24 protein-coding genes are annotated in these 26,655 nt (G+C 76.3%); 14 read left to right on the top strand and 10 right to left on the bottom strand.

What is annotated here, in order from left to right; translation table 11 throughout:
• Window positions 1-95: 95 nt before the first annotated feature.
• From gndA to BLT72_RS18190, 4 genes are all read left to right on the top strand, one after another.
• The gene (gene gndA, locus BLT72_RS18205; protein ID WP_091414617.1) at window positions 96-1,595 is read left to right on the top strand and encodes an NADP-dependent phosphogluconate dehydrogenase; all 1,500 of its coding nucleotides are present in this window, start codon (window positions 96-98) and stop codon (window positions 1,593-1,595) included.
• Between the two features lie 2 nt (window positions 1,596-1,597).
• Window positions 1,598-2,803, top strand: coding sequence for a CDP-glycerol glycerophosphotransferase family protein (locus BLT72_RS18200; protein ID WP_157720559.1), 1,206 nt, complete (start codon window positions 1,598-1,600; stop codon window positions 2,801-2,803).
• An 83-nt stretch (window positions 2,804-2,886) separates the two neighbouring features.
• Window positions 2,887-3,237 (top strand): YciI family protein, encoded by a 351-nt coding sequence (locus tag BLT72_RS18195; RefSeq protein ID WP_091417821.1) that lies wholly within the window; start codon window positions 2,887-2,889, stop codon window positions 3,235-3,237.
• A 1-nt stretch (window position 3,238) separates the two neighbouring features.
• Window positions 3,239-4,489: an RNA polymerase sigma factor gene (locus BLT72_RS18190; protein ID WP_091414615.1), complete on the top strand. Its 1,251-nt coding sequence runs from the start codon at window positions 3,239-3,241 to the stop codon at window positions 4,487-4,489.
• A 45-nt stretch (window positions 4,490-4,534) separates the two neighbouring features.
• Here BLT72_RS18190 and BLT72_RS18185 read toward each other — a convergent pair whose 3' ends face one another.
• Window positions 4,535-4,792, bottom strand: coding sequence for a PLD nuclease N-terminal domain-containing protein (locus BLT72_RS18185; protein ID WP_091414613.1), 258 nt, complete (start codon window positions 4,790-4,792; stop codon window positions 4,535-4,537).
• A gap of 134 nt (window positions 4,793-4,926) precedes the next feature.
• On the opposite strand from BLT72_RS18185, the gene BLT72_RS18180 reads away from it, so the two are divergent.
• Together BLT72_RS18180 and BLT72_RS18175 are read left to right on the top strand one after the other, a co-directional pair.
• Window positions 4,927-5,730: a CDP-alcohol phosphatidyltransferase family protein gene (locus BLT72_RS18180; RefSeq protein WP_091414611.1), complete on the top strand. Its 804-nt coding sequence runs from the start codon at window positions 4,927-4,929 to the stop codon at window positions 5,728-5,730.
• Between the two features lie 41 nt (window positions 5,731-5,771).
• Window positions 5,772-6,623 carry a glycosyltransferase family 2 protein gene (locus tag BLT72_RS18175; RefSeq protein ID WP_231930135.1) on the top strand — a complete coding sequence of 284 codons (852 nt, stop codon included), beginning with the start codon at window positions 5,772-5,774 and terminating at the stop codon, window positions 6,621-6,623.
• A 51-nt stretch (window positions 6,624-6,674) separates the two neighbouring features.
• On the opposite strand, the gene BLT72_RS18170 is transcribed toward BLT72_RS18175, so the two are convergent.
• Window positions 6,675-6,986 carry a DUF1905 domain-containing protein gene (locus tag BLT72_RS18170; protein ID WP_091414608.1) on the bottom strand — a complete coding sequence of 104 codons (312 nt, stop codon included), beginning with the start codon at window positions 6,984-6,986 and terminating at the stop codon, window positions 6,675-6,677.
• A gap of 40 nt (window positions 6,987-7,026) precedes the next feature.
• On the opposite strand from BLT72_RS18170, the gene cds1 reads away from it, so the two are divergent.
• The gene (cds1, locus tag BLT72_RS18165; RefSeq protein ID WP_091417818.1) at window positions 7,027-8,139 is read left to right on the top strand and encodes an L-cysteine desulfhydrase Cds1; all 1,113 of its coding nucleotides are present in this window, start codon (window positions 7,027-7,029) and stop codon (window positions 8,137-8,139) included.
• 58 nt (window positions 8,140-8,197) lie between these two features.
• Here cds1 and BLT72_RS18160 read toward each other — a convergent pair whose 3' ends face one another.
• Window positions 8,198-9,106 carry a 1,4-dihydroxy-2-naphthoate polyprenyltransferase gene (locus tag BLT72_RS18160; RefSeq protein ID WP_091414606.1) on the bottom strand — a complete coding sequence of 303 codons (909 nt, stop codon included), beginning with the start codon at window positions 9,104-9,106 and terminating at the stop codon, window positions 8,198-8,200.
• On the bottom strand, window positions 9,103-10,290 hold the full coding sequence (locus tag BLT72_RS18155) for an AMP-binding protein (protein ID WP_231930133.1): 1,188 nt from the start codon (window positions 10,288-10,290) through the stop codon (window positions 9,103-9,105). The genes BLT72_RS18160 and BLT72_RS18155 overlap by 4 nt, the downstream gene beginning before the upstream one ends.
• Window positions 10,291-10,340: 50 nt before the next feature.
• Between BLT72_RS18155 and BLT72_RS18150 the strand changes: the two genes are divergently transcribed.
• Both BLT72_RS18150 and menD read left to right on the top strand, forming a co-directional pair.
• Window positions 10,341-11,315 (top strand): o-succinylbenzoate synthase, encoded by a 975-nt coding sequence (locus BLT72_RS18150; protein ID WP_091414604.1) that lies wholly within the window; start codon window positions 10,341-10,343, stop codon window positions 11,313-11,315.
• Window positions 11,308-12,996 carry a 2-succinyl-5-enolpyruvyl-6-hydroxy-3-cyclohexene-1-carboxylic-acid synthase gene (gene menD, locus BLT72_RS18145; RefSeq protein ID WP_091414601.1) on the top strand — a complete coding sequence of 563 codons (1,689 nt, stop codon included), beginning with the start codon at window positions 11,308-11,310 and terminating at the stop codon, window positions 12,994-12,996. The genes BLT72_RS18150 and menD overlap by 8 nt, the downstream gene beginning before the upstream one ends.
• Here menD and BLT72_RS18140 read toward each other — a convergent pair.
• From BLT72_RS18140 to sigK, 4 genes are all read right to left on the bottom strand, one after another.
• A complete protein-coding gene (locus BLT72_RS18140) occupies window positions 12,971-14,758 on the bottom strand; it encodes a TM0106 family RecB-like putative nuclease (protein ID WP_091414599.1) in 1,788 nt (595 codons plus the stop codon). The genes menD and BLT72_RS18140 overlap by 26 nt on opposite strands.
• Window positions 14,755-15,450 carry a demethylmenaquinone methyltransferase gene (locus BLT72_RS18135; RefSeq protein ID WP_091417813.1) on the bottom strand — a complete coding sequence of 232 codons (696 nt, stop codon included), beginning with the start codon at window positions 15,448-15,450 and terminating at the stop codon, window positions 14,755-14,757. Before BLT72_RS18135 ends, BLT72_RS18140 begins: the two co-directional genes overlap by 4 nt.
• A gap of 125 nt (window positions 15,451-15,575) precedes the next feature.
• On the bottom strand, window positions 15,576-16,367 hold the full coding sequence (locus tag BLT72_RS18130) for an anti-sigma factor (protein WP_091417810.1): 792 nt from the start codon (window positions 16,365-16,367) through the stop codon (window positions 15,576-15,578).
• Entirely contained in the window at window positions 16,364-17,008 is a 645-nt protein-coding gene (sigK, locus tag BLT72_RS18125) for an ECF RNA polymerase sigma factor SigK (RefSeq protein ID WP_091414597.1), read from the bottom strand. Before sigK ends, BLT72_RS18130 begins: the two co-directional genes overlap by 4 nt.
• A gap of 300 nt (window positions 17,009-17,308) precedes the next feature.
• Here sigK and BLT72_RS18120 point away from each other — a divergent pair, with 300 nt between their 5' ends.
• The 3 genes from BLT72_RS18120 to BLT72_RS18110 all read left to right on the top strand — a co-directional run bounded on the left by BLT72_RS18120 (window position 17,309) and on the right by BLT72_RS18110 (window position 21,833).
• Complete coding sequence (locus BLT72_RS18120) at window positions 17,309-17,953, top strand: ABC transporter ATP-binding protein (protein WP_091414595.1); 645 nt, start codon at window positions 17,309-17,311, stop codon at window positions 17,951-17,953.
• Window positions 17,950-19,599: a DUF6297 family protein gene (locus tag BLT72_RS18115; protein ID WP_091414593.1), complete on the top strand. Its 1,650-nt coding sequence runs from the start codon at window positions 17,950-17,952 to the stop codon at window positions 19,597-19,599. The genes BLT72_RS18120 and BLT72_RS18115 overlap by 4 nt, the downstream gene beginning before the upstream one ends.
• A gap of 284 nt (window positions 19,600-19,883) precedes the next feature.
• Window positions 19,884-21,833, top strand: coding sequence for a glycosyltransferase (locus BLT72_RS18110; protein WP_091414592.1), 1,950 nt, complete (start codon window positions 19,884-19,886; stop codon window positions 21,831-21,833).
• On the opposite strand, the gene BLT72_RS18105 is transcribed toward BLT72_RS18110, so the two are convergent.
• On the bottom strand, window positions 21,820-23,412 hold the full coding sequence (locus BLT72_RS18105; protein WP_231930132.1) for a molybdopterin-dependent oxidoreductase: 1,593 nt from the start codon (window positions 23,410-23,412) through the stop codon (window positions 21,820-21,822). The genes BLT72_RS18110 and BLT72_RS18105 overlap by 14 nt on opposite strands.
• A 105-nt stretch (window positions 23,413-23,517) precedes the next feature.
• On the opposite strand from BLT72_RS18105, the gene BLT72_RS18100 reads away from it, so the two are divergent.
• A complete protein-coding gene (locus tag BLT72_RS18100) occupies window positions 23,518-24,822 on the top strand; it encodes an isochorismate synthase (protein WP_342587377.1) in 1,305 nt (434 codons plus the stop codon).
• Window positions 24,819-25,424, top strand: coding sequence for a molybdenum cofactor guanylyltransferase (mobA, locus tag BLT72_RS18095; protein ID WP_157720558.1), 606 nt, complete (start codon window positions 24,819-24,821; stop codon window positions 25,422-25,424). Before BLT72_RS18100 ends, mobA begins: the two co-directional genes overlap by 4 nt.
• Here mobA and BLT72_RS18090 read toward each other — a convergent pair.
• Window positions 25,417-26,649 carry a geranylgeranyl reductase family protein gene (locus BLT72_RS18090; protein WP_091414588.1) on the bottom strand — a complete coding sequence of 411 codons (1,233 nt, stop codon included), beginning with the start codon at window positions 26,647-26,649 and terminating at the stop codon, window positions 25,417-25,419. The genes mobA and BLT72_RS18090 overlap by 8 nt on opposite strands.
• Window positions 26,650-26,655 lie beyond the last annotated feature (6 nt).

Here is a 26,655-nt window from a genome sequence, read left to right as displayed (position 1 = left end):
GGCCACTGCTGCCGCGGGGGCCGGTGTGGATACGCTGAGGCGCGCGCGGCCCGGACCGCGCTCCGATCGTCTCACAGCCACGGAGGAGTCCCTGCATGCCTGAGCTCGCCCAGATCGGTGTGACCGGCCTCGCGGTCATGGGTCGCAACCTGGCCCGGAACTTCGCGCGGCACGGCCACCGGGTGGCGATCCACAACCGCACCTACGCCAAGACCGAGTCGCTGCTGGCCGAGGCGGGCTCCGAGGGCACCTTCGTGCCGTCGAGGTCGATGGCCGACTTCGTCGCGTCGCTCGAGCGGCCGCGCCGCGTGATCATCATGGTCAAGGCCGGCCCCGCCACCGACGCGGTGATCGAGGAGCTCATCCCGCTGCTGGAGACCGACGACATCGTCATCGACGCCGGCAACGCGCACTTCCCGGACACCATCCGCCGCGAGGCGCAGCTCAAGGAGCACGGCCTGCACTTCGTCGGCAGCGGCGTGTCCGGCGGCGAGGAGGGCGCGCTCAAGGGCCCGTCGATCATGCCGGGCGGGTCGCGCAAGTCGTACGAGTCGCTCGGCCCGCTGCTGGAGGACATCGCGGCCAAGGTGGACGGCGAGCCCTGCTGCACCTACGTCGGACCCGACGGTGCCGGCCACTTCGTGAAGATGGTGCACAACGGCATCGAGTACGCCGACATGCAGCTCATCGCCGAGGCCTACGACCTCATCAAGCAGGGGACCGGAGCGAGCGCCGCCGAGATCGCGGAGATCTTCCGCACCTGGAACGAGGGCGACCTCGAGAGCTTCCTCATCGAGATCACCGCCGACGTGCTGGCCCACACCGACGCCGAGAGCGGCCAGGCCTTCGTCGACCTCATCCTCGACCAGGCCGAGCAGAAGGGCACCGGCCGCTGGACGGTGCAGAACGCGCTCGACCTGGGCGTGCCGATCACCGGGATCGCCGAGGCCACCTTCGCCCGCGCGCTGTCGGGGTCGCTCCCGCAGCGCGAGGCGGCCCGCGGCAAGCTCGCCGCCCACACGCAGGCCTGGGACGTCCAGGACCGGGACGCGTTCGTCGAGGACGTCCGCCAGGCGCTCTACGCGTCCAAGGTCGTCGCCTACTCCCAGGGCTTCGACCAGATCGCGGCGGCCAGCGCGGAGTACGGGTGGGACATCGACCGCGGCGCCATGGCCCGCATCTGGCGGGGTGGCTGCATCATCCGCGCGCGGTTCCTCAACCGCATCACCGAGGCCTACGAGCGCGAGGCGGACCTGCCGCTGCTGCTGGCCGACGACTACTTCGCCGACGCGGTGGGCAGCAGTCTCGCCGCGTGGCGCCGGGTGGTCGCCGGGGCGGCGCAGAACGGCATCCCGACCCCGGCCTTCTCCTCCTCGCTGGCCTACTACGACGGCGTCCGCGCCGAGCGGCTGCCCGCGGCGCTGATCCAGGCCCAGCGCGACTTCTTCGGCGCCCACACCTACCGGCGCGTCGACAAGCCGGGCTCCTTCCACACCGAGTGGAGCGCCGACCGCAGCGAGACCGCCCTCGACGACGACGAGGCGCAGACCCTGCCCCCGGAGCCGGCGGAGAAGTCGGACCCGACGCCGGCCTGAGGATGCGTGCGCCCGCCCTCCCGACGCCCGCCCTGACCCGGCCCCTGCGCCGGGTGGCGCGGCTGGCGCACGCCGCCGCGACGCGGGCCGCGAACGAGGTCAACGCTCCCCGCTTCGCGCGGCAGGCGGCGCGCCGGGCGATGCTGCCCAACGGGGCGGTGGTGGTCTTCTTCGCCACCGGCCCGGAGAACCTGTACCAGTTCGAGCAGTGGCGCCTGCCCCTGGAGGAGCTGGCGGAGCAGCGGCCGGTCCTGGTGGTCGTGGACCGGGCCGACACCGGCGAGGCCGTGCACCGGCGCAGCCGGCTGCCGGTGACCCTGGCCCGGGGCAGCGCGGCGCTGGAGACCCTCGTCGCCGAGCGCGACGTGCGGGTGGTGCTGTACCTCAACCAGGTGGAGCCCAACTTCCGGATGCTGCGCTTCGCGGCGCCCGTGCACGTCCAGCTGGGGCACGGGGAGAGCGACAAGGCCTCGAGCGTGTCGAACCAGCACAAGGCCTACGACCTGACCTTCGTCGGCGGACCGGCCGGCAGCGCGCGGCTCGGGGCGGCGCTCCGCGGCTTCGACCCGGCCGAGCGGACGGTCCAGGTCGGGCGCCCGCAGCTGGACCACGCCTACCCGGGCGCGCCCGACTGGCCGGCGGACGGCCGGCGGCGGGTGCTCTACGCGCCCACCTGGGAGGGCGACCGGCCGAGCATCGCCTACGGCTCGCTGGCCTCGCACGGGGTGCCGCTCGTCGAGGCGCTGCTCGCGGGGGGCGCCCGGGTGGTCTACCGGCCGCACCCGCGCACCGGGGCCGCGTCGGCGGCGCACGCGACCGCCGACCGGCGGGTCCGCGAGCTGCTGGGCCGGGCCGGCGAGGACCACCTCGTCGACACGGGCCCGTACGGCTGGCAGTGGACGTTCGCCGACGCGTGCGTCACCGACGTGTCGGCCATCGCCTACGACTGGCTCGCCACGGGCAAGCCGCTCGTCGTCACCGAGCCCGTCCGCACGGCGTCCCGCCCGCCGTCCGCGCTGCTGGACCGGCTGCCGCTGCTGGCGGCCGTCGACGCCGGCGCGGTGCTGGGGCGGCTGGCCGAGCAGGACCCCGCCTTGCTCGCCGCGCTCACCCGGCACTACTTCGGCGAGACCGCGGGCCGGGCGAGCACGGCGCGCTTCCTCGCCGCCGTCGAGGCCTGCTACGCCCTGCCCGGCGCCGAGGTGTAGCGCGACCCCTGTCGATCCTGGCCGTCGCCGTTCGTCTCCTCAGCGCACGGACCACCACGACGAAGGAGAACACCGTGAAGTACATGCTGCTGGTCATCGGCTTCCACCCCGACGAGCCGGAGGGGCAGGGGCCGCCGGTGACGGGCGAGGGTCCGAGCGTCGAGGAGTTCCTGGCCTACGAGCGGGCCCTGCTCGACGCCGGGGTGCGGGTGAGCGGGAGCGCGCTCGCGGGGGTCGACGTCGCGACGACCGTCCAGGTCGACGGCGGCGGCCGTCGGCTGCTCACCAACGGCCCCTACCCCGAGACGCGCGAGTTCCTCGGCGGCTTCGACATCGTCGACGTCCCCGACCTCGACGCGGCCCTGGACTGGGCGGCACGCTGCCCCGGCGCCCGGTACGGGCGGGTCGAGGTCCGCCCGCTCGCCGAGTTCTGAGGTGACGGCGGCGGAGGAGGCCTCCGTTGCGGTCGAGGCCGTCTTCCGGGAGGACCGCGGGCGGTTGCTGGCCGTCCTCGCCGCCCGTCTCGGGGACCTCGACCTCGCCGAGGAGGTCGCGTCCGAGGCCGTCGAGGTCGCGCTGCGCCGCTGGCCCGTCGACGGCGTGCCCACCCAGCCGCTGGCCTGGCTGGTCACGACGGCGCGCCGGCGGGCCGTCGACCGGATCCGCCGGGACCACCGGCACGCCGAGCGGGTGGCGGAGCTGCGGCTGGAGACGGGGCGGGCCGGCCCACCGGCCGGGGCCGTGCCCGGCGGCCCCTTCGGGGACGAGCAGCTGCAGCTCTTCTTCACCTGCTGCCACCCGGCGCTGCCGCTGGAGGCGCAGACGGCCCTGACCCTCCGGTTCCTCGGCGGGCTGACCACGGCCGAGGTGGCCGACGCCTTCCTGGTGCCGACGACGACGATGCAGCAGCGGATCGTCCGGGCCAAGCGCAAGGTGCGGGACGCGCGGATCCCGTTCCGGGTCCCGGACGTGGACGAGCTGCCGGACCGGCTGCCCGGGGTGCTCGCCGTGCTCTACCTGGTCTTCACCGAGGGCTACGGGGCCAGCCGCGGACCCGCGCTGCTCCGGCCCGACCTCACCGGCGAGGCGCTGCGGCTGGCGCGCCTGCTGCACCGGCTGCTGCCCCAGGAGCGTGAGGTGACCGGTCTGCTGGCGCTGCTGCTGCTGGTCGACAGCCGGCGGGCCACCCGCACCGACGCCGCGGGGGTCCCGGTCCCGCTGGAGGAGCAGGACCGCTCCCGCTGGGACGCGGGGGAGGTGGAGGAGGGCCGCGGCCTGGTCGTGGCGGCCCTGACCGGCGGGGCGCGGGGCCCCTACGCGGTGCAGGCGGCCATCGCCGCGCTGCACGCCGAGGCCCCGTCGGTGGAGAGCACCGACTGGCCCCAGGTGGTGGCGCTCTACGACGTGCTGCTGGCTCTGGACCCGTCGCCGGTCGTCGCCCTGAACCGGGCGGTCGCGGTGGCCTTCCGCGACGGGCCCGGTGCAGGGCTGCCGCTGGTGGAGGCGCTGGCTGAGGGAGGGGCCCTGTCGGGGTACCCACCGCTGCCCGCGGCGCGGGCCGACCTGCTGCGACGGCTGGGCCGGACGGCCGAGGCGTCGGTGGCGTACGGGGAGGCGCTGGAGCTCACCACCAGCGGACCGGAACGGGCCTACCTGGGGCGACGGCTGGCTGAGCTCAGCGGGTGAGCCGGGCGGCGCCCCGGCGGGACGGATCCGACCGGGGGGTGGACCTCAGAGGCCGCGGAGGAAGTCGATGTCGTCGTCCGGGGCGGCCGGCCGGGGACGGGGGCGACCCTTGCCCAGGCTCTCGGCGTTGGGCCGGCCCAGCAGGAGCCAGGCGACCGCGCCGACGAGCGGCACGCAGATGATGGCCACGGCCCAGAGCCAGCGGGGCATCCGGCGGACGGCGAGCGGGGGCGCCTGCGCCACCTCGACCACGCAGAAGATCATCAGCAGGGCCACGATGATGATCGGCAGGTACCGCCCCATGGGTCGAGTATGCGTCGCCGCGCTGGGCGGTACAACCGTGCGGGCGCGGGCAGCCGGGTGGGTGCCGTCGCCGAGGATAGGGTGGACGCCATGCCTGTCGCCCCAACCCTGGATGAACTCTGGGCGGCGGCCGGATGACCGACCCGACGACCGCGGCGCCGCGACCGGCTGACCCGACGATCGCGCAGCTGCGCGAGGTGACCCAGCCCCCCAGTGTCCGCACCCGGGCCGGGGCCGAGCACTGGGTCGCGCACGCCTACCTGCGGGACATCTCGCCGTACCTCACCCGGGTGCTGCTGCGGGCGGGGTTCACCGCCAACGGGGTCACCTGGCTGATGATCCTCTGCGCCGCGCTGGCCGCGGTCGCGACCGGCTGGCCGAGCCTGGCGGGGGCGGTGCTGGTCGTCGTCCTCGTCCAGCTGCAGATGCTGCTCGACTGCAGCGACGGCGAGGTCGCCCGCTGGCGGGCGACCTCCTCACCGCTCGGGGTCTACCTCGACCGGGTGGGGCACTACGTCGCCGAGTGCGGGATCGCGGTCGCCCTCGGCGTCCGCGCCACCGGCGGCCTCCAGACCAGCGGGCCCTGGATCAGCGCCGGGCTGCTGCTCGGGCTGCTCGTCGCCCTGAACAAGGTGGAGAACGACCTCGTCCACGTGGCCCGGCACTACGCCGGGCTCACCCAGGTGCGGGACGCCGAGGAGGTGCGCGTGCCCACCGGCGGCCTGCTCCGCCGCGCCCGCCGGGTCGCCCGGTTCGTGCCGTTCCACCGCGTCTTCCACTCCGTGGAGCTGTCGTTGCTGGTGCTCGCCGCGGCCCTCGTCGACCTGGTGACCGACGGCGCCGCCACCCGCGTCCTGCTCGCCGGGCTCGTCGCCGCCGCGCTGGTCACCGTGGTCGGCCACCTCGCCGCCGTCCTCGCCTCGGCCCGGCTGCGGTGACCGCGCCGTCGCCCGCAGGGGCTGCGCAGGAGCGATCCCGGTTGGGAGCCGTCGTCCTCACCATGGGCAACCGGCCGGACGACCTCGACCGGGCCCTGACCTCGCTGCTCGGCCAGACCGGCGTCGAGCTCGACGTGGTGGTCGTCGGAAACGGCTGGCAGCCGACCGGCCTGCCCCCGGGCGTGCGCGGGCACCGGCTGCCCGAGAACCTCGGCATCCCCGCCGGCCGCAACGCCGGCGTGCCGCTGGTCGAGGGCGACCTGCTGTTCTTCCTCGACGACGACGCCCGGCTCCCGCACGACCGGGTGCTGGCCACCATGGCGCAGGAGTTCGCGGAGGACCCCGAGCTGGGGCTGATCCAGCCCCGCGTCGTCGACCCCGACGGCCGGCCCGCCCCCCGGCGCTGGACGCCCCGGCTCCGGGTGGGTGACCCCGGTCGGAGCAGTCCGGCGATGTCGGTGTGGGAGGGCGCGGTCGCCATCCGCCGCGAGGCCTTCGACTACGCCAACGGCTGGCCGGAGCGGTTCTGGTACGCCCACGAGGGCATCGAGCTGGCCTGGCGCGTCTGGGACGCCGGCTTCCACGTCCGCTACGACGGCGAGATCGAGGTCCACCACCCCGCCATCCAGCCCACCCGGCACGCCGAGTTCTACCGCTACCAGGCCCGCAACCGGGTGTGGCTGGCGCGGCGCAACCTGCCGCTGCCGGTCGGCGTGCTCTACGTCTTGTCGTGGGTGCTGGTCGGCGGCTCCCGGCTGCGCTCCCGCGTCGCCGTCACCGAGACCCTGCGGGGCTACTGGCTGGGGCTCACCCAGCCGGGCGGGCGCCGGCGGCCGATGAGCTGGGGCACCGTCGGCCGGATGCTGCGGGCCGGCCACCCACCGGTGATCTGAGCGGGATCGGCCTGTCGTCGGGTGCCGTGGACCGGCTCAGCAGGCCGGCTGTCACGCGTCGGGCTCCAGGACGCGCAGGTGCACCGTGGCGACGCCGCCCAGCTCCCAGTCCTGGGCCCGCCGGACGGCGCGCTTGACCGGCAGCACGTAGACGCCACGTCCGGCGTCCGGGAACACCGACGTGCGCCAGGTGGTCAACCCCACCTGCACCTCCACCCGGACCGCGCCGAAGCCGCGGGGCGTCCCGCCGGCCAGCGCGTCCGCGATCTCCTCCGAGGCCTCCGCCGGCACGCTGACGAAGGTCCAGCCCGCGTCGGTGCGCGCCTCCCAGCGCCACAGCTCGGCGTCGAACACGAACTCCACGCCGTCAGCGTGCCACCGCAGGCTCGGTAGCGTGGCGGGCATGAGCGGCGGAGCACCCCGGGGCCGGGACCGGACCTGGTCGACCTGGGCGATCGACCAGGTGGAGGCCGACGCCAACCGCAGCGCCGACACCCACCTGCACGTCTTCCCGCTGCCGCCGGCCTGGGGCGTCGACCTGTACCTCAAGGACGAGTCGGTGCACCCCACGGGCAGCCTCAAGCACCGGCTGGCTCGTTCGCTGGTGCTGTACGGGCTCTGCAACGGCTGGATCACCGAGGGCACCACGCTGGTCGAGGCGTCGTCGGGTTCCACGGCGGTCAGCGAGGCCTACTTCGCCCGGCTGATCGGGCTGGACTTCGTCGCCGTCATGCCGGCCTCCACCGTGCGGGAGAAGTGCACGCTCATCGAGTCCTACGGCGGCCGCTGCCACCTCGTCGACGACCCGGGCCAGATCTACGCCGAGGCCGAGCTGGTGGCGGAGTCGTGCGGCGGCTACTTCCTCGACCAGTTCACCTACGCGGAGCGGGCGACCGACTGGCGGGGCAACAACAACATCGCCGAGTCGATGTTCGCCCAGCTGGGCCGCGAGCCGCACCCCGTCCCGACCTGGGTGGTGGTCGGGGCCGGGACCGGCGGCACCAGCGCGACCATCGGCCGCTACCTGCGGCTGAAGAAGCTGGACACCGGTCTCTGCGTCGTCGACCCGGAGGGGTCGGCCTTCCACGCCTCCTGGACCACCGGTGATCCGGGCGTCACCGCCGTCGGCTCGAGGATCGAGGGCATCGGCCGGCCGCGGGTGGAGCCCAGCTTCGTGCCGCAGGTGGTCGACCGGATGCTGGCGGTCCCCGACGCGGCCTCCGTGGCCGCCATGCGGTGGACGACGGGGAAGCTCGACCGCTGGGTCGGCGGCTCGACGGGCACGAACATGTGGGGCGCCCTGCAGCTGGTCGCCGAGATGCGCGCGGCCGGCCAGCGGGGCAGCGTCGTCACCCTGCTCTGCGACGACGGCCGGCGCTACGCCCGCAGCTACTACGACGACGACTGGGTGGCCGCCCACGGCTGGGACCTCCGCCCGCACCGGGAGGTCCTCGACGAGCTGCTCCGCACCGGGGTCTGGACGGGCGGCCAGGACCCCGCTGCGTGGACGCCGTGAGCCCGAGGTGTCAGAGCTGGGTCGACCCAGGGCTCAGCTGAGCTCGGACGACGCGGCCCTAGAGCAGCCCGGCGCCGACGAGGGCCAGCCCGGCGGCGAAGGCGACGGCGGCTACCAGCTCCGCCAGCCCGGTGGCCTTGAGGACGGGGACCAGGTCGCGGCCCGCCGCGCCCTCGAGCACCCGGCGGGACGCGGGCAGGGCGACCAGCAGGCCCGCCAGGCCGGCGAGCGCCCAGCTGCTGGTGAGCAGGGCCACCACGACGACGACCAGTGCGGCGCCCCGGACGAGGCTGACGTAGAAGATCCGCGTCCCGCGGTCGCCGAACCGGGTGGCGAGGGTCCGCTTGCCGACCGCGCGGTCGCCGTCGAGGTCGCGCAGGTTGTTGGCGACGAGCAGCGCGCAGGCGAGCGCGCCCACCCACACCCCGGTCAGCAGGGCGGCGAGGGAGACGCGGCCGGTCTGCACGTAGTAGGTGCCGCAGACGGCGACCAGGCCGAAGAAGACGAAGACGAAGACCTCACCGAGCCCGCGGTACCCGTAGGGCCGCTCGCCTCCGGTGTAGTACCAGGCGGCGGCGACGCAGGCGACGCCCACGGCCAGCAGCCACCACTGGCCCGTCAGCACGACCAGGACCAGCCCGGCCACGCCGGCCAGCCCGAAGCACGCGAACGCCGCCCGCTTCACCGCGGCCGGGGCGGCCACCCCGGAGCCGACGAGCCGGAGCGGGCCGACCCGGACGGCGTCGGTGCCGCGGATGCCGTCGGAGTAGTCGTTGGCGTAGTTGACGCCCACCTGCAGGGCGAGGGCCACGACCAGGGCCAGCAGGGCGCGGAGGGGGGCGGCGCCGTCGTCGAACGCGGCCAGCCCGCTCGCGGCGACCACGGGCGCGGCCGCGGCCGGCAGGGTCCGGGGACGCGCCCCCTCCAGCCACTGGCCGGCGGTCGGTCGGGCGGTCTCGGTGGTCACGCGTCTCCTGTCGTCGGGGCGCCGGCGTGCCCGGACCCGCTCAGCCCGGCGACGAGCCGGAGCCGGTCGATCTTCCCACTGCTGGTGCGGGGCAGCCGGCCCCGTCCGAGGACCCGACGGGGGGTGGCGTAGGCCGGCAGGTCGTCGCGGAGGTGGGCCCGGACCGCCGCGGTGTCGGCGTCGGACCAGTCCGCCCGCTCGACGACGGCGACGACGGCGGTGCCCCAGTCGGGGTCGGGGACGCCGACCACCACGACGTCGGAGCCGGCCAGACCGGGCCAGCCGCGCAGCCGCCGCTCGACCTCCGCGAGGTCCACGTTCAGGCCGCCGCTGACCACCACGTCGTCCACCCGGCCGAGGACCACCAGCCGGCCGTCCAGCCAGCGGGCCCGGTCGGCGGTCCGCAGCCGCCCGTCGACGACGGCCTCGGCGGTCAGCTCGGGCCGGCCGCGGTAGCCGGCGAACAGCACCGGCCCGCCCAGGCTGACCCGGCCGTCCTCGGCGAGCGCGACGTCGACCCCCGCCAGCGGGACCCCGTCGTAGACGCAGCCGCCGCAGGTCTCGCTCATCCCGTAGGTGGTGACCACCCGGACCCCGGCCGCCCCGGCCGCCGCCGCCAGGGCCGGCGGCAGCGGGCCGCCACCCACCAGCACCGCGTCGAACCCGGCCAGCGCGCCGGCCACGGCGGGCTGCGGCAGGGCCCGGGCCAGCTGGGTCGGCACCACCGAGAGGTAGCGGCGGCCCTCCATCCGGGCGACGACGGCGGGCAGGTCGGCCAGGTCGCCTGCGGCGGGGTGGGCCCGGGTCCCGCCCAGCTGGGCGCGGGCGAGGACCATGAGGCCGGCCACGTAGTGCGGGGGCAGGGCCAGCGCCCAGTCGCCCGGACCGCCCAGCCGCTCCTCCGTGGCGCGCGCCGACGCCACCACGGCCGCGGCGGACAGCAGCACGCCCTTGGGCCGGCCGGTGGAGCCGGAGGTCGAGACGACGACGGCCACGCCCTCCTCCAGCGGCTGGTCGGCCGCGAGCATCTCCCGGGCCTGCTGCTGCTCGAGCGGGGCGGGCGGCAGCGGGGCGACGGGGCGCCCGCCGGCGAGGGCGTCGGCCAGCGCCGTCGGCAGGTCGGGGGCCTCGACCAGCCGGAGCCGCGAGCCCCCGGACCCCGGACCGCGGACCTCCTGCTGCACGCCCGCCAGGCTAGGCGCTGCGCTCCCCGGGCGTGCGCGAGACTGGTCCGGTGCCCCAGCCCACCACCTACGCGCTGCCGCTGCGCGTGCGCTTCCGCGGCATCCTCGAGCGGCAGGGGATGGTCTGGCGCGGCCCGGCGGGCTGGGCCGAGTGGAGCCCCTTCCTCGACTACGAGGGTGCCGAGCTGGTGCCCTGGCTGGCGGCCGCCGACGAGGCGGCCGAGCAGGGCTGGCCGGCCCCGCTGCGCGACCGGGTGCCCGTCAACAGCACGATCCCGGCCGTCGGGCCCGAGTCGGCGCACCGGCTGGCCGTCGAGGCCGGGTGCCGGACGGCCAAGGTGAAGGTCGCCGAGCCGGGCCAGACCGTGGCGGACGACCTGGACCGGGTGGAGGCCGTCCGGGACGCGCTGGGACCGGACGGGCGCGTCCGCGTCGACGCCAACGGCGGCTGGTCGGTCGACGACGCCGAGCGGAACCTCCGCGCGCTCGCCCGGTTCGGGCTGGAGTACGCCGAGCAGCCCTGCGCCGGGGTGGAGGAGCTGGCCGACCTGCGCCGCCGCCTCGCCCGCTCGGGCGTCGACGTGCTGGTCGCCGCCGACGAGTCGATCCGCCGCGCCACGGACCCGTACCGGGTGCGGGCGATGGAGGCCGCCGACGTGGCCGTGCTCAAGGTGCAGCCGCTCGGGGGGGTCCGGGCGTGCCTGGAGGTGGCGGAGCGGATCGGGCTGCCGGTCGTGGTCTCCAGCGCGCTGGAGACCTCCGTCGGCATCCGGGCCGGCCTCGCGCTCGCCGCGGCGCTGCCGGAGCTGCCCTTCGCCTGCGGTCTCAACACCGTGCGGCTGCTGGCCGACGACCTGGTCGCCGACCCGCTGGTCGCGGAGGACGGGATGCTGCCGGTCGCCGCCCTCGACCTCGCGCCGGCGACCCTCGAGCGGCACCGCGCGCCCGCGGAGGTCGACGCCGCCTGGCAGGCCCGGCTCGCGCAGACGCGGGCGCTCGTCGCGGCCGGAGCCGGCCGTGGCTGAGGCCACCCGGCTGGCCCGGGTCCTGGTCGAGGGTCTGCTGACCGCCGGGGTGCGCGACGTCGTGCTCGCCCCCGGCTCGCGCAGCGCCCCGCTGGCCTACGAGCTGTTCGAGGCCGACCGGATCGGCCTGCTCACCCTGCACGTCCGCATCGACGAGCGCAGCGCCGGCTTCCTGGCCGTCGGCCTGGCCAAGGGCTCCGGCCTGCCCGTCGGCGTCGTCACCACCTCGGGCACGGCGGTGGCCAACCTGCACCCCGCCGTCCTCGAGGCCTTCCACGCGCACCTGCCGCTGGTGCTCCTGACGGCCGACCGGCCGCCGTCGATGACCCACACCGGCGCCAACCAGACCACCGACCAGACGCACCTGTTCGGCCGGCACGTCCGCGCGTTCGGCGCGGTCTCGGACGCCCCGGTGGGTCCCGACGGCGGGGACGTGGCCGGCTGGCGCTTCGAGCTGGTCCGGCTGCTCACCGCGGCGACCGGACTGCGCACCCGGCTGCCCGGCCCGGTGCACCTCGACGTCGCGTTCACCGAGCCGCTGGTCCCCGGGCCGGTCGCGGCGCTGCCCACCGGACCGGCGGTGGGCGTCAGCGCCGCCCGGGGCGCCCAGCCGCTGGTGCTGCCCGCCGGACCGCAGACGGTGCTGGTGGCGGGTGACCTGCCGCCCGCCGCTGGACGGGCGGTGGCCGAGCTGGCCGCCGCCGCGCGCGTGCCGCTGCTCGCCGAGCCGTCCAGCAACGCCCGCCGCGGGCCCGCGGCGCTGGGCACCTACCGGCTGCTGCTCGGCTCGTCGCTCGCCGAGGACGTCGAGCGGGTCGTCGTGCTCGGCCGGCCGACCCTGTCGCGGCCCGTCAGCCGGCTGCTGGCCCGCACCGACGTCGAGCTCGTCGTCGTCTCCGCGCACGCCGACTGGCCCGACCCCGGCCGGACCGCCTCCGCCGTCGTCGACGCCGTCGAGTTCGGGCGCCCTTCGACAGGCTCAGGGAGCGGGGGGACGGGCCCGGGGGGCGGGGCGGCGGGCGACTGGCTGCGCGCGTGGCAGGAGGCCGACGTCCGGGCCCGGGCGGCGCTGGAGGAGCTGCTGGCGGCCCAGACGACGCTGACCGGGCCCGCCCTGGCCGCCGCGCTCTGGTCCGCGCTGGGCGGGGCCGACGCGCTGGTGGTCGGCTCGTCCAACCCGGTCCGCGACCTCGACCTGGCCCCGGTCGTCGACGACCCGGCCGCGGTCTACGCGAACCGGGGGCTGGCGGGCATCGACGGCACGGTGTCCACCGCCGTCGGGGTCGCCCTGACCCGCGACCGGCCGACGCACGCCCTGATGGGCGACCTGACCCTGCTGCACGACGCCGGCGGCCTGGTCATCGGACCGTCCGAGCCCCGGCCCGACCTGCGGGTGGTCGTGGCCAACGACGACGGCGGCAGCATCTTCGCCACCCTGGAGCAGGGCCGGCCCGAGCACCAGGCGGCCTTCGAGCGGATCTTCGGGACGCCGCACGGCTCCTCCTTCGAGGCGCTGGCCGCCGTCTCGGGCGCCCGCTACCAGCGGGTCCAGGACGCGGCCGCGCTGGTGGCGGTGCTCGACGAGCCGCCGGTGGGACTGGAGCTGGTGGAGGCCGTCGTCGACCGGACGCAGCGACGGACGCTCAGCACGGCGGTCACCGCGATCGCAGCCACGCTCTGAGCGCGGCGGTCGCCCGGACGTCGTCCTCGTTGTACTCCAGCACCCGGACGCGGGCCTGCTCGCGGACGCGGTCGTCGGGTCCGCTCACGGCGTCGGCGAACCACGCCTGGGAGTTGAGCCCGCCCGGGTCCTCGTCGCGCCAGCGGAAGCCGGCGTGCTGGGCGATGGGTTTCAGGCCGAGACCGCCGGCCCCGAAGAAGTGGGCCTTCACCACGTCGTAGAGGTCGACCAGCTCGTCGGCGTAGCCGGCCGCCCAGGCCAGCGCCGCGTGCCCGGGCTCGCGGGCCGCGAGCGCCTTGATGGCGGAGGGCTCGTAGGCGCTGTAGTGGTAGACGCGGACGCCGCGCGAGCCCTCGACCAGGCCGCGGAGCCAGTGGAAGGCCTCGTCGGCCAGGGTGGCCTCGGCCTCGTCGTCGAGCGCGGTGAACCGGCTGAACGCGACGTAGCGCGGGGGCTCCGGGCTCGTCGTGTCGTGCAGCAGGAAGCCCCACAGGTAGATCCGGCCGTCGGCGGCGCTCTCGATGTCCAGGTCGACCTCCAGCGCCGCGGCGGGCACCAGGATGGGTCCGCTGGTCTCGCGGTCGAAGGAGACGCCGGCGTGGAGCATCCGGGCGCGGCGGGAGGCGACCCGCAGGCGGTTCTCGGTGCCGGTGCGGTGGCTGACCTCGGGCAGGTAGCCGGGCAGCAGGGCGTCCAGGTCGGCGGTGGCCAGCTGCGGGACGGTGCGGACGCCGCGGCGGCGCAGGGCCAGCACCTCGCGGACGTCCAGCGCACCCTTGTCGACGCGCAGGCTGATCTCGTCGTCGGGCAGCTCGGCACGGCAGTGCGGCCACCAGCGGCAGGTCTGGCACTCCCGCTGCACGACCGGCCGGACCAGCGGTTCGGGGTCGGTGGCGGGGTCGCCGGTGCGCCGGGCCGCGGTGCGGGCGACGTCGACCCGCAGGCCCAGCTCGTGGTCGTAGCGCTCCAGCAGGCTGCGCAGCCGCCAGCCCTGCTCGGCGCTGCGGGAGAAGGTGCGGACGACCGGCGCCGCGAGGTCGACCCAGGCGAGCACGGGGCCGTCGCGGAGGGTGTCGGTGCCGAGCACCGCCCCCAGCGCCCCGGTCCCGGCGTAGCCCGCCGCCTCCAGCATCCGGTGGTAGTGCGCCAGCTGCAGGAAGTCGCCCTCGCGGCTGCCGAGCCGGGGACCGACCCCGTCCCAGGGCTGGAGGTCCAGCGGCCGCGGTGACGCCAGCGGCGACCAGCGCACGGCCGGTCCCAGCGGCTCGGCGTCCTCCGCCGGGGACCCCGCGCTGTCCTCGGCCGGTGGCCGCCGCTTGGCGGGCAGCAGCACCTTGTGCGCCTTGACGACGCCGGGGTGGTAGGTCGGGCGGCCGTCCGGGGCGTCGGCGCCGCGGATCAGCAGGTCCGGCCGGCCCAGCCGGTGGCCGGCGGCGTCGACCGGCAGCGGGCCGCCGACGACCACCTGGGCGCCCACCTCCAGGGCCTGCCGGCAGGCCTGCGCCGCGGCGTCGAGGTCGAGCAGCCGGAGGTCGACCACCAGGCCGGGCACGGCCTCGATGAGCGCCTCGAGCTGCTGGGCCTCGAAGGTCCGCGCGGCCTGCACCCGGGCGGGCAGCTCGGCCGGCCCGTCGGGCGGGGCGGGGACCGTGGCGTCGAAGGCGTTGTGGGTCTTGACCGGGCAGCTGCGGGCCGCCGACGCGCCGAGCAGCAGGGTGCGGGTCCGCGGGCCGGGCGCGGCCTCGGACCGCACCTCGATCATGCCCGGGCCCGGTGCAGGGCGACGACGCCGCCGCTCAGGTCGCGCCACTCCACCTGCTGCCAGCCCGCCTGCTGCAGGAGCGCGGCGAGCGCCGCCTGGTCGGGCCAGGCCTGGATGGACTCGGCCAGGTAGCGGTAGGCGGCCGGGTTGGAGGACAGCGCCGTGGCGATCCGGGGGAGCGCGGCCACCAGGTAGTCGGAGTAGACGGCGCGGAAGGGGCCCCAGGTGGGGGTGGAGAACTCGCAGACCACGAGGGTGCCGCCGGTCCGGGTGACGCGGCGCAGCTCGCGCAGCGCGCCGAGGGTGTCCTCGACGTTGCGCAGCCCGAACGAGATGGTGACCGCGTCGAAGGCGCCGTCGGCGTAGGGCAGGGCGAGGGCGTCGCCGGCCACGAAGCCGAGCGCCGGGCGTCGACGCTTGCCGACCTGCAGCATCCCCAGGGAGAGGTCGGTGGGCACGACGGTGGCGCCGGCGTGGTCGAACGGCTCGCTGGAGGTGCCGGTCCCGGCCGCGAGGTCGAGGACCTTGTCGCCTGGCTGGGGCCCCACCGCCTCGACCACCCGCCGACGCCAGGCCCGGTCCTGGCCGAGCGACAGCACGTCGTTCAGCAGGTCGTACCGGGCCGCGACCCGGTCGAACATCGCCGCGACGTCGGCCCGGCGCTTCTCGAGCGTCGCTCGTGCGTTCTCCACCACGTCGCAGAGCCTCCCACGCGGGCCTGACAGTTCCGCCGCCGCGACCGCCCCCGGACGCCCGCCGGGCCGGCCCCCGAGGGGGACCGGGCCGGCGTGACGTGCAGGGCCAGGGCCCTGCGGGGTCAGAGGTTCGTGCCGCCCCGGATGTCGGTCGGCTGCGCGGAGCCCCCGGCCGGCTCGACGCTGATGGCCAGGGCACCCGACTCCGCGACCGGCCCCCGCAGCCAGGACTTGGCCGTGGCCCCGCCGCTGACCAGGTTGTCCGCCCGGATGACGCCCGGCTCGGTCAGCGAACCGGACAGCGTCCACAGCTGGTAGGTCTTGTCCGCCGGCAGGGCGGGCAGGTCGCCGCTGGAGAACAGCGCCCGGTTGAGGCTCTTCGACGCCACGAACGTGGCCTGACCGCCACCGGCGACCGGGATCGAGTAGCCCTTCACGTCCGGCGCGTTGAGCAGCTCGGTCTCCAGGTTCGACGCCGCCACCGGCGTCTCGCGCTGGGTCAGCGAGACCACCCAGCCGCCCAGTCCCAGCGCGACCACCAGCGCCGCCGCGACGGCGAGGGACAGCACCCGGGTGATCCGGCGCTGCCGGCGCAGGGCCAGCTCGTCGACGGGTGCGGCCGCGACCACCGGCGCGGTCTCGTCGACCGCGTCGACCGTCGTGGTCTGGTCCTCGGCGGGGACGTCGGGTGGCAGCACCCGGACCCCGCTGATCGCCGCCAGCACCGACCCCTTGAGGGCGGGCGGTGGCGGGGTCGCCGCCAGCAGCGACAGCTCGGCCGCCGTCTCGCAGAACTCGACGACCTCCCGGCTGCAGGTGGGGCAGACCGCCAGGTGCGCCTCGAACTCCTCCAGCTCCGAGGCGTCCAGCGCGTTCAGCACGTAGGAGCCGGTGGCTCCGTGGATCTCGCTCATGCCTCTACCCCCAGGGCGTCACGGAGGCCGATGAGGCCGTCACGTATTCGTGTCTTCACAGTTCCCAGCGGCAGCTTCAACAACGAGGCCACCTGGCTCTGGGTGTAGCCACCGAAGTAGGCCAGGGTGAGCGCCTCCCGCTGGATCGCGGTCAGGCTCGCCATCCCCTTGCGGACGCGCTCGACGTCCAGCTTCTGCTCGACGCCCTCCCACACGTGGTCGACCTCGCGGTCGGCTCCGGCGACGGCGTAGCGCTCGTCGCGGGCCACCTCGCTGGTCACCGAGCGGACCCGGTCGACCGCGCGCCGGTGGGCCATCGTGGTCATCCAGCCCAGCACGCTGCCCTTCTCGGGAGCGTAGCGCGCGGACTGGCGCCACACCTCGACGAAGACCTCCTGGGTCACCTCGGCCGCGTGGTCGGCGGAGCGGAGGACCCGCAGCACGGTCCCGTAGATGCGGGCCGACGTCAGGTCGTAGAGCTCGGCGAAGGCGTCCTCGTGACCGCGGGCCGAGCGGGCCATCAGCTCGACCAGGTGCGCGGCGTCGGCCTCGCGCCCGGTCGGGCCGGTCGACGGCCGGGACGGGTCGGGACCCGATCCGGTCGGTACGACGGAGATGTTCATCGCGAGCGGTTCCTCCATCGAGGGACGAGGGGTCCTCGTGCGCACTGTCTCACGCGACGGCCCACCGGTCCCGCACCTCGCTGGCGCGTCCAGGTCGGTGCCGTCGAGGGTGGTGTCGCCGTGAGGCCGGTGTTGCGGGTCGGGTGGCGGTGGGCACGAGGAGGTCCCTCCCGGAGCTGCGGACGGCCCCGGCGGGTCCGTCTCTCGTCCCAGGGTTCGGCGCGGGAGGCCGAGCGGATTGGTCGGCGGCCGCCGCGGCGCCGGCGGCGCCGGTCTCGCTGGTCGGGAGGCTGGGCGGGGAGAGGCAGAATCGTCCTCATGGCCAAACGCAGCGCTGTCCTCAAGGTCTCCGGTCTCCGCCGGGCCTTCGGGCCGGTGACGATCATCGACTCCTTCTCCCTCGAGGTGCGCGCGGGTGAGGCCATCGCGCTGACCGGCCGCAACGGCGCCGGCAAGTCGACCCTGCTGCGGTGCCTCGTCGGCGCCGACCGGCCCGACGACGGCACCGTGGAGGTGATGGGGAACCCGATGTCGGAGACGTCCCCGCAGATCCGCCGCGACGTCGCCACCGTCATCGACGACCTGGACTTCTTCCCCGACCTCAGCGTCGTGGAGCACCTGGACCTGCTCGCCCGGGCGCACGGCATGACCGACCCCGACGCCCTCGTCGACGAGGTGCTGGAGGAGGTGCAGCTGGTGCCCCAGTCGGGACAGCTGCCGGGCACCCTGTCCTCCGGACAGCGCCGCCGGCTCGCGCTGGCCACCGCCTTCGTCCGGCCCCGGAAGCTGCTGGTCCTCGACGAGCCCGAGCAGCGCCTCGACACCGAGGGGGTCGGCTGGCTGGCCGCGAAGCTCAAGGCCGAGCGCCAGCAGGGTCTGGCCATCGTCTTCGCCAGCCACGAGCCGGCGCTGGTCGAGACCGTCGCGACCCGGGTGGTCGAGCTCGGGGCCCCGCGCGGATGAGCACCCTCGACACCACCGAGGCCCTGCCACCGGGCGGGGCCCCCGAGCCGGCGCTGACGCCGGCCTCCCCGCGCGCCCTCAAGCGGCTGATCCGCGACTGGCGGCGCGGTCGGGCCACCAAGAAGCTGGGCGAGGTGTTCCACGACGCCTACATCGCCCTGATCGGCGCGCTGATGATCGGCGCGATGCTGGTCAACGTCGTCATCAAGGCGCAGCGCACGGTCGCCCAGTGCGACTCCGCCTCCTGCCTCTCGGCGCGGACCGTGCTGCCCTGGGCGGGCTTCGCCGCGGCCGTGGCCGTGGCCCTGGCCGTGAGCCGGCTCTTCGGCCCGGTGCTGGCGTCGGCGGCCGAGGGCTTCTGGCTGCTCGACGCCCCGATCTCGCGCACGCAGCTGCTGCGTGCCCGGCTGCTGGGTGCGGTCGCCGCCGCCTTCGGCCTCGGTGCGGCGCTCGGGGCGCTCGTCGCCGCGCTGACCGGGTCGCCCGCACCCGAGGTGGTGGCCTGGGCCGCCGCCACCGGGCTCTCCGCCGCGGCCGCCGTCGCCTTCGCGGCCGCCCAGCAGGGCGTCGAGCGGACCCGGCTGACGCACCTGGTCGGCTACCTGTTCGGACTGGTCGGGGTGGTCGCGCTGCTGCTCGTCGTCGCCGTCGCCGCCGGCTGGGTGCAGCTGGGCGTCAGCGACGACGTGGGGGCCGAGCTGGCCCTGGTGCTCGGCGGTTTCGCGGTGCTGGTCCTGGCGACCAGCTACCTGCTGGCCCAGGTCCGGCTGAAGCAGATCCGGCGCACCCGGCTGCTCAGCGGCGGGGCGCTGGTCAGCGGGATCTCGGGCGCCTTCTTCGCCCTCGACATCGGCCTGGCCCGCGACATCGTCGTGGAGCGGCGGGCCGTCGAGAAGGGCCACGTGAAGCCCCAGCGCGGGCAGGGCGTCGGCGTCCAGGCCCTGACCTGGCGGGAGTGGCAGCGGCTGCGCCGCTTCCCCCAGCCGCTGGTGGTGCTGGCGGCCACCGTCGTCGTGCCCTACGCCGCGGACGCGCTGGGGATGAGCGTGCTGACCCCGGTCCTCGCCGCCCTGGCGCTCTTCGGGGCACTGATCCCCACCCTCGGCGGGCTGCGGGTGCTGACCCGCACGGGCGGCCTCGCCCGCTGCCTGCCCTTCTCGCTGGCGCAGATCAAGATCGCCTCGATCACGGTGCCGGCGGTGCTCGCCGCGGTCTGGGCCGTCCTGACCACCGCGGCCCACCTCGGCTTCGGCGACGGCGCGGTGGACCGCAGCATCCCCGAGGCGTCCCTGATGTCGCTCGCCACGGCCGCGGCGGGGCTCCTCGCCGCCGTGCGCTGGACGCAGGCCAAGGGCGTCGACTTCAGCGCACCGATGGTCTCGACCCAGGCCGGGGCGTTCCCGGCCGGGCTGATGACCAACATCTTCCGCGGCTTCGACGTGGCCATCCTGGTCACCGCGCCCATGCTGCTCGGGTTCTCCCCGGTCTGGTCGTTGGTGATCGCCGGCATCGCCGCCGCGGTGCTGCTCAACTCGATGGACGCGGAGTCGGTGCGGGCCCGGCAGGCCGAGCAGCGCAAGGAGCTGGAGAAGCAGCGCAAGCTCCGCGACGCGGCGCTGACGCAGAGCAAGCAGCGCAAGCGCTGACCGGGCGACCCGGGGTCGGACGACTGGCCAGGGGCGTCGACGAGCGGGCCGACGACCCGCACCTGCACCTGCTCGACGGGCTCGCGCTCCACCGGGAGGCGGACGCGGCCGAGCTGCCGCGGCCCGACCAGCTGCACCCGGACGCCCCGACCCACCGCCGCATCGGCGAGCGGTTCGCGGCCCTGGCCTCCGGGCCGGGCGGTGCGTTCGCGCGGCGCGGCTGACCCCGGGGGGCGGCGGCGCGCCCCCACCGCCCGTGCCACCCGCCGCCCTAGGGTGACCGGATGCCGGACGTCGAGCTGCCCGCCGGACGCCACGTCTTCGCCATGAACGAGATCCGCAGCGGCTCGGGCGGGCTGATCCGGGCCGTGCTGCTGCGCAACCGGCTGTTCGCCGAGCGGGCCGGCGTGCAGCCCACCCTGCTGGTGCTGCGGCCCTACCCCGACTACGCCGAACGCAGGGCGGCGCTGGTCGAGGAGGGCCTGCTGCCCGCCTCCACCCCGGTGCTCTCGGTGTTCGACCACCTCCGGGTCGCCCCGCCCGGGGTGGCCCCCGACGACGCCCCGGGCCTCGCCCCGCTGCCGGGCACCAGAGCCATCGAGGAGAGCTACGCCGACGGGTCGCCCTTCCGGACCGTGCACCGCCACCGCGGTACCGGCGACGACGCCGCCTGGGACTACCGGCGCCCCGACGGCACCGTCCACCTGCGGGTGGTGGCCGGGCCGATCGGGGCCACCACCGACGGCGGCCCCCGGGCCCGGCTGGTCGCCCCCGACGGCCGGGTGGTGCGCACCTTCCGCTCGATGCCGGCGTTCCACCGGCACCACCTCGACCAGCTGTTCCCGGCGCCCGGACCGGTCTTCGTCTACCTCGACAGCCGGGTGACGGTCCCGCTGGTGCTGCCGGCGCCCGCCCCGCGCTTCCACACCGTCTACGTGCTGCACAACCAGCACACGACGCGGACGCGCCGCTGGGACTCCCCGATGTCGGCCAGCTACCGGGCGGCGCTCGACCGGCTGCCGGAGCTCGGCGCGCTGGTCACCCTCACCGACCGGCAGCGCGACGACGTCCGCCTGCGCTTCGGCGAGGTGAGCCACGTCTTCGCCGTGCCCAACCCGGTGCTCCCCGTGGCCGTCCCGGAGCCGCGGCCCGCGCGCGACCCCCGACGGCTGGTCGTGGTGTCCCGGATGGCACCCCAGAAGAACCTCGGCGACGCGCTGCGCGCCTTCCGGCTCGTCCTCGACGCCCGTCCCGGCAGCCGGCTGGACGTCTACGGCGACGGCCCCGAGCGGCCGGTGCTGGAGGCCCTGCTGGTCGAGCTCGACCTGACCGCCGCCGTGACCCTGCACGGCTTCCGGCCGCTGGCCGAGGCGGACCTGTGGAGGGCCTCCGGCTTCCTGCTGACCAGCCGGTTCGAGGGCTACCCGCTCGCCACCCTGGAGAGCCTCGCCCACGGCTGCCCGGTGGTCGCCTACGACATCCGCTACGGCCCGCGGGAGCAGATCAGCGACGGCGTCGACGGCTACGTCGTCCGCAGCGGCGACGTCGCGGCGCTGGCCGAGCGGGCGGTCCGGCTGCTGGACGACCCCGCGCTGGTGGCCCGGATGAGCGACGCCGCGCTGCAGAAGGCCGCCGACCACGGGCCGGACCGCTTCCTGCGGGACTGGCAGCGGGCGCTCGAGGGGGTCGTCGCGCTGGCCCCCCGGCGGACGCGGCTGGAGGAGGTGCGGCTCGACGTCACCACCTTGACCCTTCCGGTTCCGTCGGGTCGGCGGCGGGTGTCGCTCGCGCGCTCGGGAGGCCGGCTGCGGGTGGTGCTCGGCGACCACCCCGTCCGGTTCGCGGGCCGGCTCGCCGTCCGCGGCCGGGGCGAGGGCGGGTCCGCCGACCTCGGGGACGCCGTCGTGACGCTGACCGCGCTCGGCGACGTCGGCGGCACCCACCGCCGGTTGCCGCTGCAGGTGACGCGCGAGCGCGACGGGTTCACCGTCGAGCTGCGCAGCACCACGCGGCAGCTGTTCCGGGGCCTCGGCCGGCGCGCCACCCGGGTCCGGCTGCGGCTGGACCTCGTCTGGGAGAACTCCAGCTGGCAGGTGCTGCTCGGGGACGGGGCCCGCTGGTCCCGTCCGACCCTCCGGTCACCCGCCACGCTCGCCGTGCGGCGGCTGCAGCGGGCGCGCCGCCGGCTGCGGCGGCTGCTGCGGTCCCGAGGACCTGGGCCTACTCCGCGGTGAACTGGATCTGGTGCCAGCCACGGGCGCCGTCGGGGAAGACCTTCGTCCGCTCCTCGGGCTGGGTCTCGCCGTCCAGGTCGGTCGCCCGGACCTGGGCGCTGTGCAGGCCGGCCGGGCCGTCGTAGCGGAACGACCACTGCCGCCACAGGTCGATCCCGCCGTCGTCGGCGAGCGTGGTCTCCTGCCAGTCGCCGTCGTCGATGCGGATCTCGACCTTGGCGATGCCGCGGTGCTGGGCCCAGGCGACGCCGGCGATCACCGGCTTGTCCTTCGCCAGCGTGGCGAGGCTCTTCGGGACGTCGATCCGGCTCTGGGTGAGGACGGGGGCGTCGGTGGCCCAGTCGCGCTCGGTCCAGTAGGCGGTGCGCTTCGCGTAGGTGGTGAACTCGATCCGCTCCAGCCACTTGGTGGCCGAGACGAACCCGAACAGCCCCGGCACCAGCATCCGCGCGGGGTAGCCGCGCTCGTCGGCCAGCGGCTGGCCGTTGAGGCCGACCACGACCATCGCGTCCCGGCCGTCGCTGACCGCCTGGAAGGGCGTCGAGCAGGTGTAGCCGGAGTCGGCGGAGTAGGAGTACACCTGGTCGACGCCGGCCTGGACGCCGACGCGCTCGATGATCGCCGAGAACGGCACCCCCAGCCAGCGGCCGGTGCTGACGTAGGACCCGCCGACCTCGTTGGAGACGCAGGTCAGCGTGATGTCGCGCTCGATCATCGGCAGGGCGAGCAGGTCGTCGTAGCTCAGGGTCACCGGCCGGTCGACCATGCCGTCCACGGTCAGCGACCAGGACGACGCGTCGATGCGCGGGGTGACCAGACTGATGTCGACCCGGTAGAAGGCGTCGGCCGGGGTGGTGAACGGCGTCATCCCGGGCAGCTGGACCCCGGCCGGGAGGGGGGCGGCGGCCGAGGCCGGCGCCGGCAGCCCGAGGGCCCGCCGGGCGGCGGACCCGGCGTCGCGGACCTTGCCGACGACGAAGCCCCCACCGCCGGCGAGGGCGGCGACGGCGGCCGTGCCCCCGAGGGCGAGGAGGAAGCCGCGGCGCGAGCGGCCGACGGCGGCGTCGGTCGCCGAGGCCGGGGAGCCGGCGGCCGGGCCCGCACCGGGGAGGGTGCGGGTGCGGAGCAGCTGGAGCGCGAGCACCCCGACGACGCCGGCCACCACGGAGGGGACGACGTCGGTCAGCGGGCCCCGGGTGAGCGCCGCGGCGGCCCCGGCGACGCCGAGCAGGCCGATGGCCACCGCGGCGGTCCGCGGCCGTCGCCAGGCCACGAGCCCGACGACGGCCGCGAATACCAGCAGCACCACGCCGACGCTGCCGACCAGGATCGGCTTGTCCGCCGTCCCGAAGGTGCGGACGGCGAACTCCTTGGCCGGCGTCGGCGCGGCGTCGATCAGCGCCGACCCGACGGCCAGCACCGGGGAGGTGACGGGGTCGGTGAGGGCGGCCACCAGGTGACCGACCCCCACGGCGGCGCCGGCGGCGAGCACGCCGCTCAGGGCGCGCAGCGCGGGCCGGGGCTGGGCCGGAGGGCCTTCCGGGGCCGCGGCGGGGGGACGCTCGAGGGTGGTGGTCACGGGAGAGGTTCGTCGCGGGGGACCCCGGGGATTGGCCCGCGTGACCTTGGCCACCCCGGCTGCCGTGGAGGGGGTCGCCGGTGGGAGCCGCACTACGCTGGCGACGTGATCGAGACGGACGCTGAGCGGTACGGGCGCTCCGCGGGTCCGACGCCGCCCCCGCTGCACGTCAGCACCGTCGAGATCGCGGACCCCGGACCCCTGGAGGCCCTGCTGCCCCGGGACGGGGCGCTGGCGTGGGTGCGCCGCGGCGACGGGATGGTGGCCTGGGGCGAGGTCGACCGGTACAAGCCGACCAGCATCAGCGACGCCGAGGAGTGGTGGTCCGGGCTGAGCCGCGACGTCGTCGTCTCCGCCGAGCTCGCCGACGCCCCCGTCGGGGCCGGGCTCGTCGCCTTCGGCAGCTTCGTCTTCGACCCCGACTCCGCCGGCCGCTCCGCGCTCGTGGTGCCGCGGACGGTCGTCGGTCGTCGGGACGGCCGCGCCTGGCTGACCCGGATCAGCGCCGGCCCCGAGACGGCACCCGGGCCGGTCCCGACGCCCACCGAGCCGCCCCGCGCGCCCACCGGGCTGCGCTGGAGCGAGGGCGCGCTGTCCCCGCCGGCCTGGCAGCACGCCGTCGGCCAGGCCGTCCGACGGATCGGCACGGGGGCGCTCGACAAGGTGGTGCTGGCGCGCGACGTCGTGGCCACCGCCGACGACGAGATCGACCCCCGCTGGCTGGTCGCCCGGCTCGCGGACCGCTACGCCAGCTGCTGGACCTACCTCGTCGACGGCCTGGTCGGCGCCACGCCGGAGATGCTCGTCCGTCGTGAGGGCGGCCTGGTCACCTCCCGGGTGCTCGCCGGCACGATCCGCCGCTCCGCCGCCGGGGGCGCCGACCTCCAGCTGGGGGCGGCGCTGGCCCGGTCCAGCAAGGACCTCGAGGAGCACGAGTACGCCGTCGCCTCGGTGGCCCGGGCGCTCGCGCCGTTCTGCTCCGGGATCCACGTCCCGGACGCCCCGTACGTGCTGGAGCTGCCGAACGTGCTGCACCTCGCCACCGACGTCACCGCCGTCGCCCGGCCGGGAGCCAGCGCCCTGGGCCTCGCCGCGGCGCTGCACCCCAGCGCGGCGGTCTGCGGTACGCCGACGGACGTGGCCCGCGCCCTGATCCCGGCGCTGGAGCACCTCGACCGCGAGCGCTACGCCGGACCGGTCGGCTGGGTCGACGGCCGCGGGGACGGGGAGTGGGCGATCGCGCTGCGCTGCGGGCAGGTCGAAGAGACCGACCCGCGCCGGATCCGGCTCTTCGCCGGCTGCGGCATCGTCGCCGGCTCCGACCCCGAGGCCGAGCTCGCGGAGTCGGTGGCCAAGCTGCTGCCGATGCGCGAGGCGCTCGGCGGCGCGGTGGGACCGCCACCCCCGTGAGCCCCCGGTCCGGCCGGACCGCCGCCGTGGTGCTGGCCGGCGGGACCTCGCGCCGGTTCGGCACCGACAAGCTGGCCCACCTCGTCGACGGCCGGCCCCTGCTCGACCACACGCTGGCCGGCCTGCCGGACGACGTCGACGTGCTGCTGGTGGGGCCGCCGCGGCCCACCGCCCGCGCGGTGACGGCGCTGCGCGAGGACCCGCCCGGCGGCGGGCCGACGGCGGCGCTGGTGGCGGGGCTGCGGCGGGCGCTGGCGGACGGAGCCGACCTGGTCCTGGTGCTGCCGGGGGACGCCCCCGGGGCCGGGGCGGGGGCCCTCGTGCTGCGCGACGCCCTGCTGAGCACGGGCCACGCGGCGGTGCTGGGCGTCGACACGGGCGGCCGCGAGCAGCCCCTGCAGCTGGCCCTGCGGCCCGCCGCGGCGCAGCGGCTCGTGGAGCTGGCCGGCCCGGACGCCGGGGCGGGGGAGTCGGCACGCCGGCTCGTCCACCGGCTGGACCCGCCGCCCGTCCCGTGCGCGCTCCCGCCGGCGGCGACCTTCGACGTGGACGACCACGACCAGCTCGACGCCTGGCTGAGCGAGGGCCCTCGGCTCAGCTGAAGGGCGCGCGGGCGTCGGCGATCCGGCTGAGCCGGCCCGCGGTCCGCCACAGCCGGGCGGTGAGGTCGCGGTCCTCGTCGGTGACGAGGTTGCCCATCACCCGCAGCGCGAGGGTCATCAGCAGGGTCGAGCGCATCCCGATCGGACCGAGCAGGCCCAGCAGGCCGGGCACCGTGATCAGCCCGGCCAGCCGCCGCGCGATGCTGAAGGTCGACCCGTAGTGGGCGGTCAGCAGCGCCGGCCAGGCCCGGCTGAGGTCTCCGTCGCCGGGCAGCAGGTCCGCCAGCAGCCGGCCGGTCTCCAGGCCGTAGTCGATGCCCTCCCCGTTCAGCGGGTTGACGCAGGCCGCGGCGTCCCCGACCAGCGCCCAGTTGGCACCGGCCACGCCGCTCACCGCGCCGCCCATGGGCAGCAGCGCGGAGGTCGGGGTGCGCAGCGCGTCCCCCAGCGCGAAGGCGTCGCGGCGCTGGTCGGCGTAGAGGCGCATCAGCGGCCGCAGGGCCACGTCGGCCGGCCGCCGGGCGGTGGCCAGGGTGCCGACGCCGAGGTTCACCTCGCCGCCCCCGAGCGGGAAGATCCAGCCGTACCCGGACAGCAGCTCGCCCTGCTCGCCGCGCAGCTCGAGGTGGGAGGAGATCCAGTCGTCGTCGCGCTCGGTGTCGACGTAGCAGCGCCCGGCCACCCCGTAGACGGTGTCCCGGTGCCAGGTCCGGCCCAGCAGCCGGCCCAGCGGTGAGCGGACGCCGTCGGCGACCACCAGCCGCCGGCAGGCGACCGTCCGCGGCCCGTCCGCCGTGGCGAAGACCACCGCGCGGACCCGGTCGCCGTCGCGCACGACGTCCACCGCCCGCGCCCCGGCCAGCGCCGTGGCGCCGGCGTCGAGGGCGGCCGTCCGGATCCGGTCGTCGAGGTCGGACCGGGGCACGGCCGAGCCGTGGTCCGGCAGCGAGCCGCCCGGCCACGGCAGCTCGAGGACCTGGCCGAAGCCGTGAGCCCGCAGCCCGCGGTTGGTGGCCCGCGCGCGGCTCCAGTCGCCCAGCTCCAGCCGGTCCAGCTCCGCCACGGCGCGCGGGGTGAGCCCGTCGCCGCAGGTCTTGTCGCGGGGGAAGGTCGCGGCGTCGGCCAGCACCACCTCGGCGCCCGTCCGGGCCGCCCACGCCGCCGCCGAGGACCCCGCCGGCCCGGCACCCACCACCAGCACGTCGGCCTGCTCTGCGACCGTCATCCGCCC

Origin of the sequence: Friedmanniella luteola (assembly GCF_900105065.1) — a bacterium.
In the GTDB taxonomy this organism is placed as follows: Bacteria; Actinomycetota; Actinomycetes; order Propionibacteriales; family Propionibacteriaceae; genus Microlunatus; species Microlunatus luteolus.
This window is presented reverse-complemented; position numbering and strand designations above follow the sequence as displayed.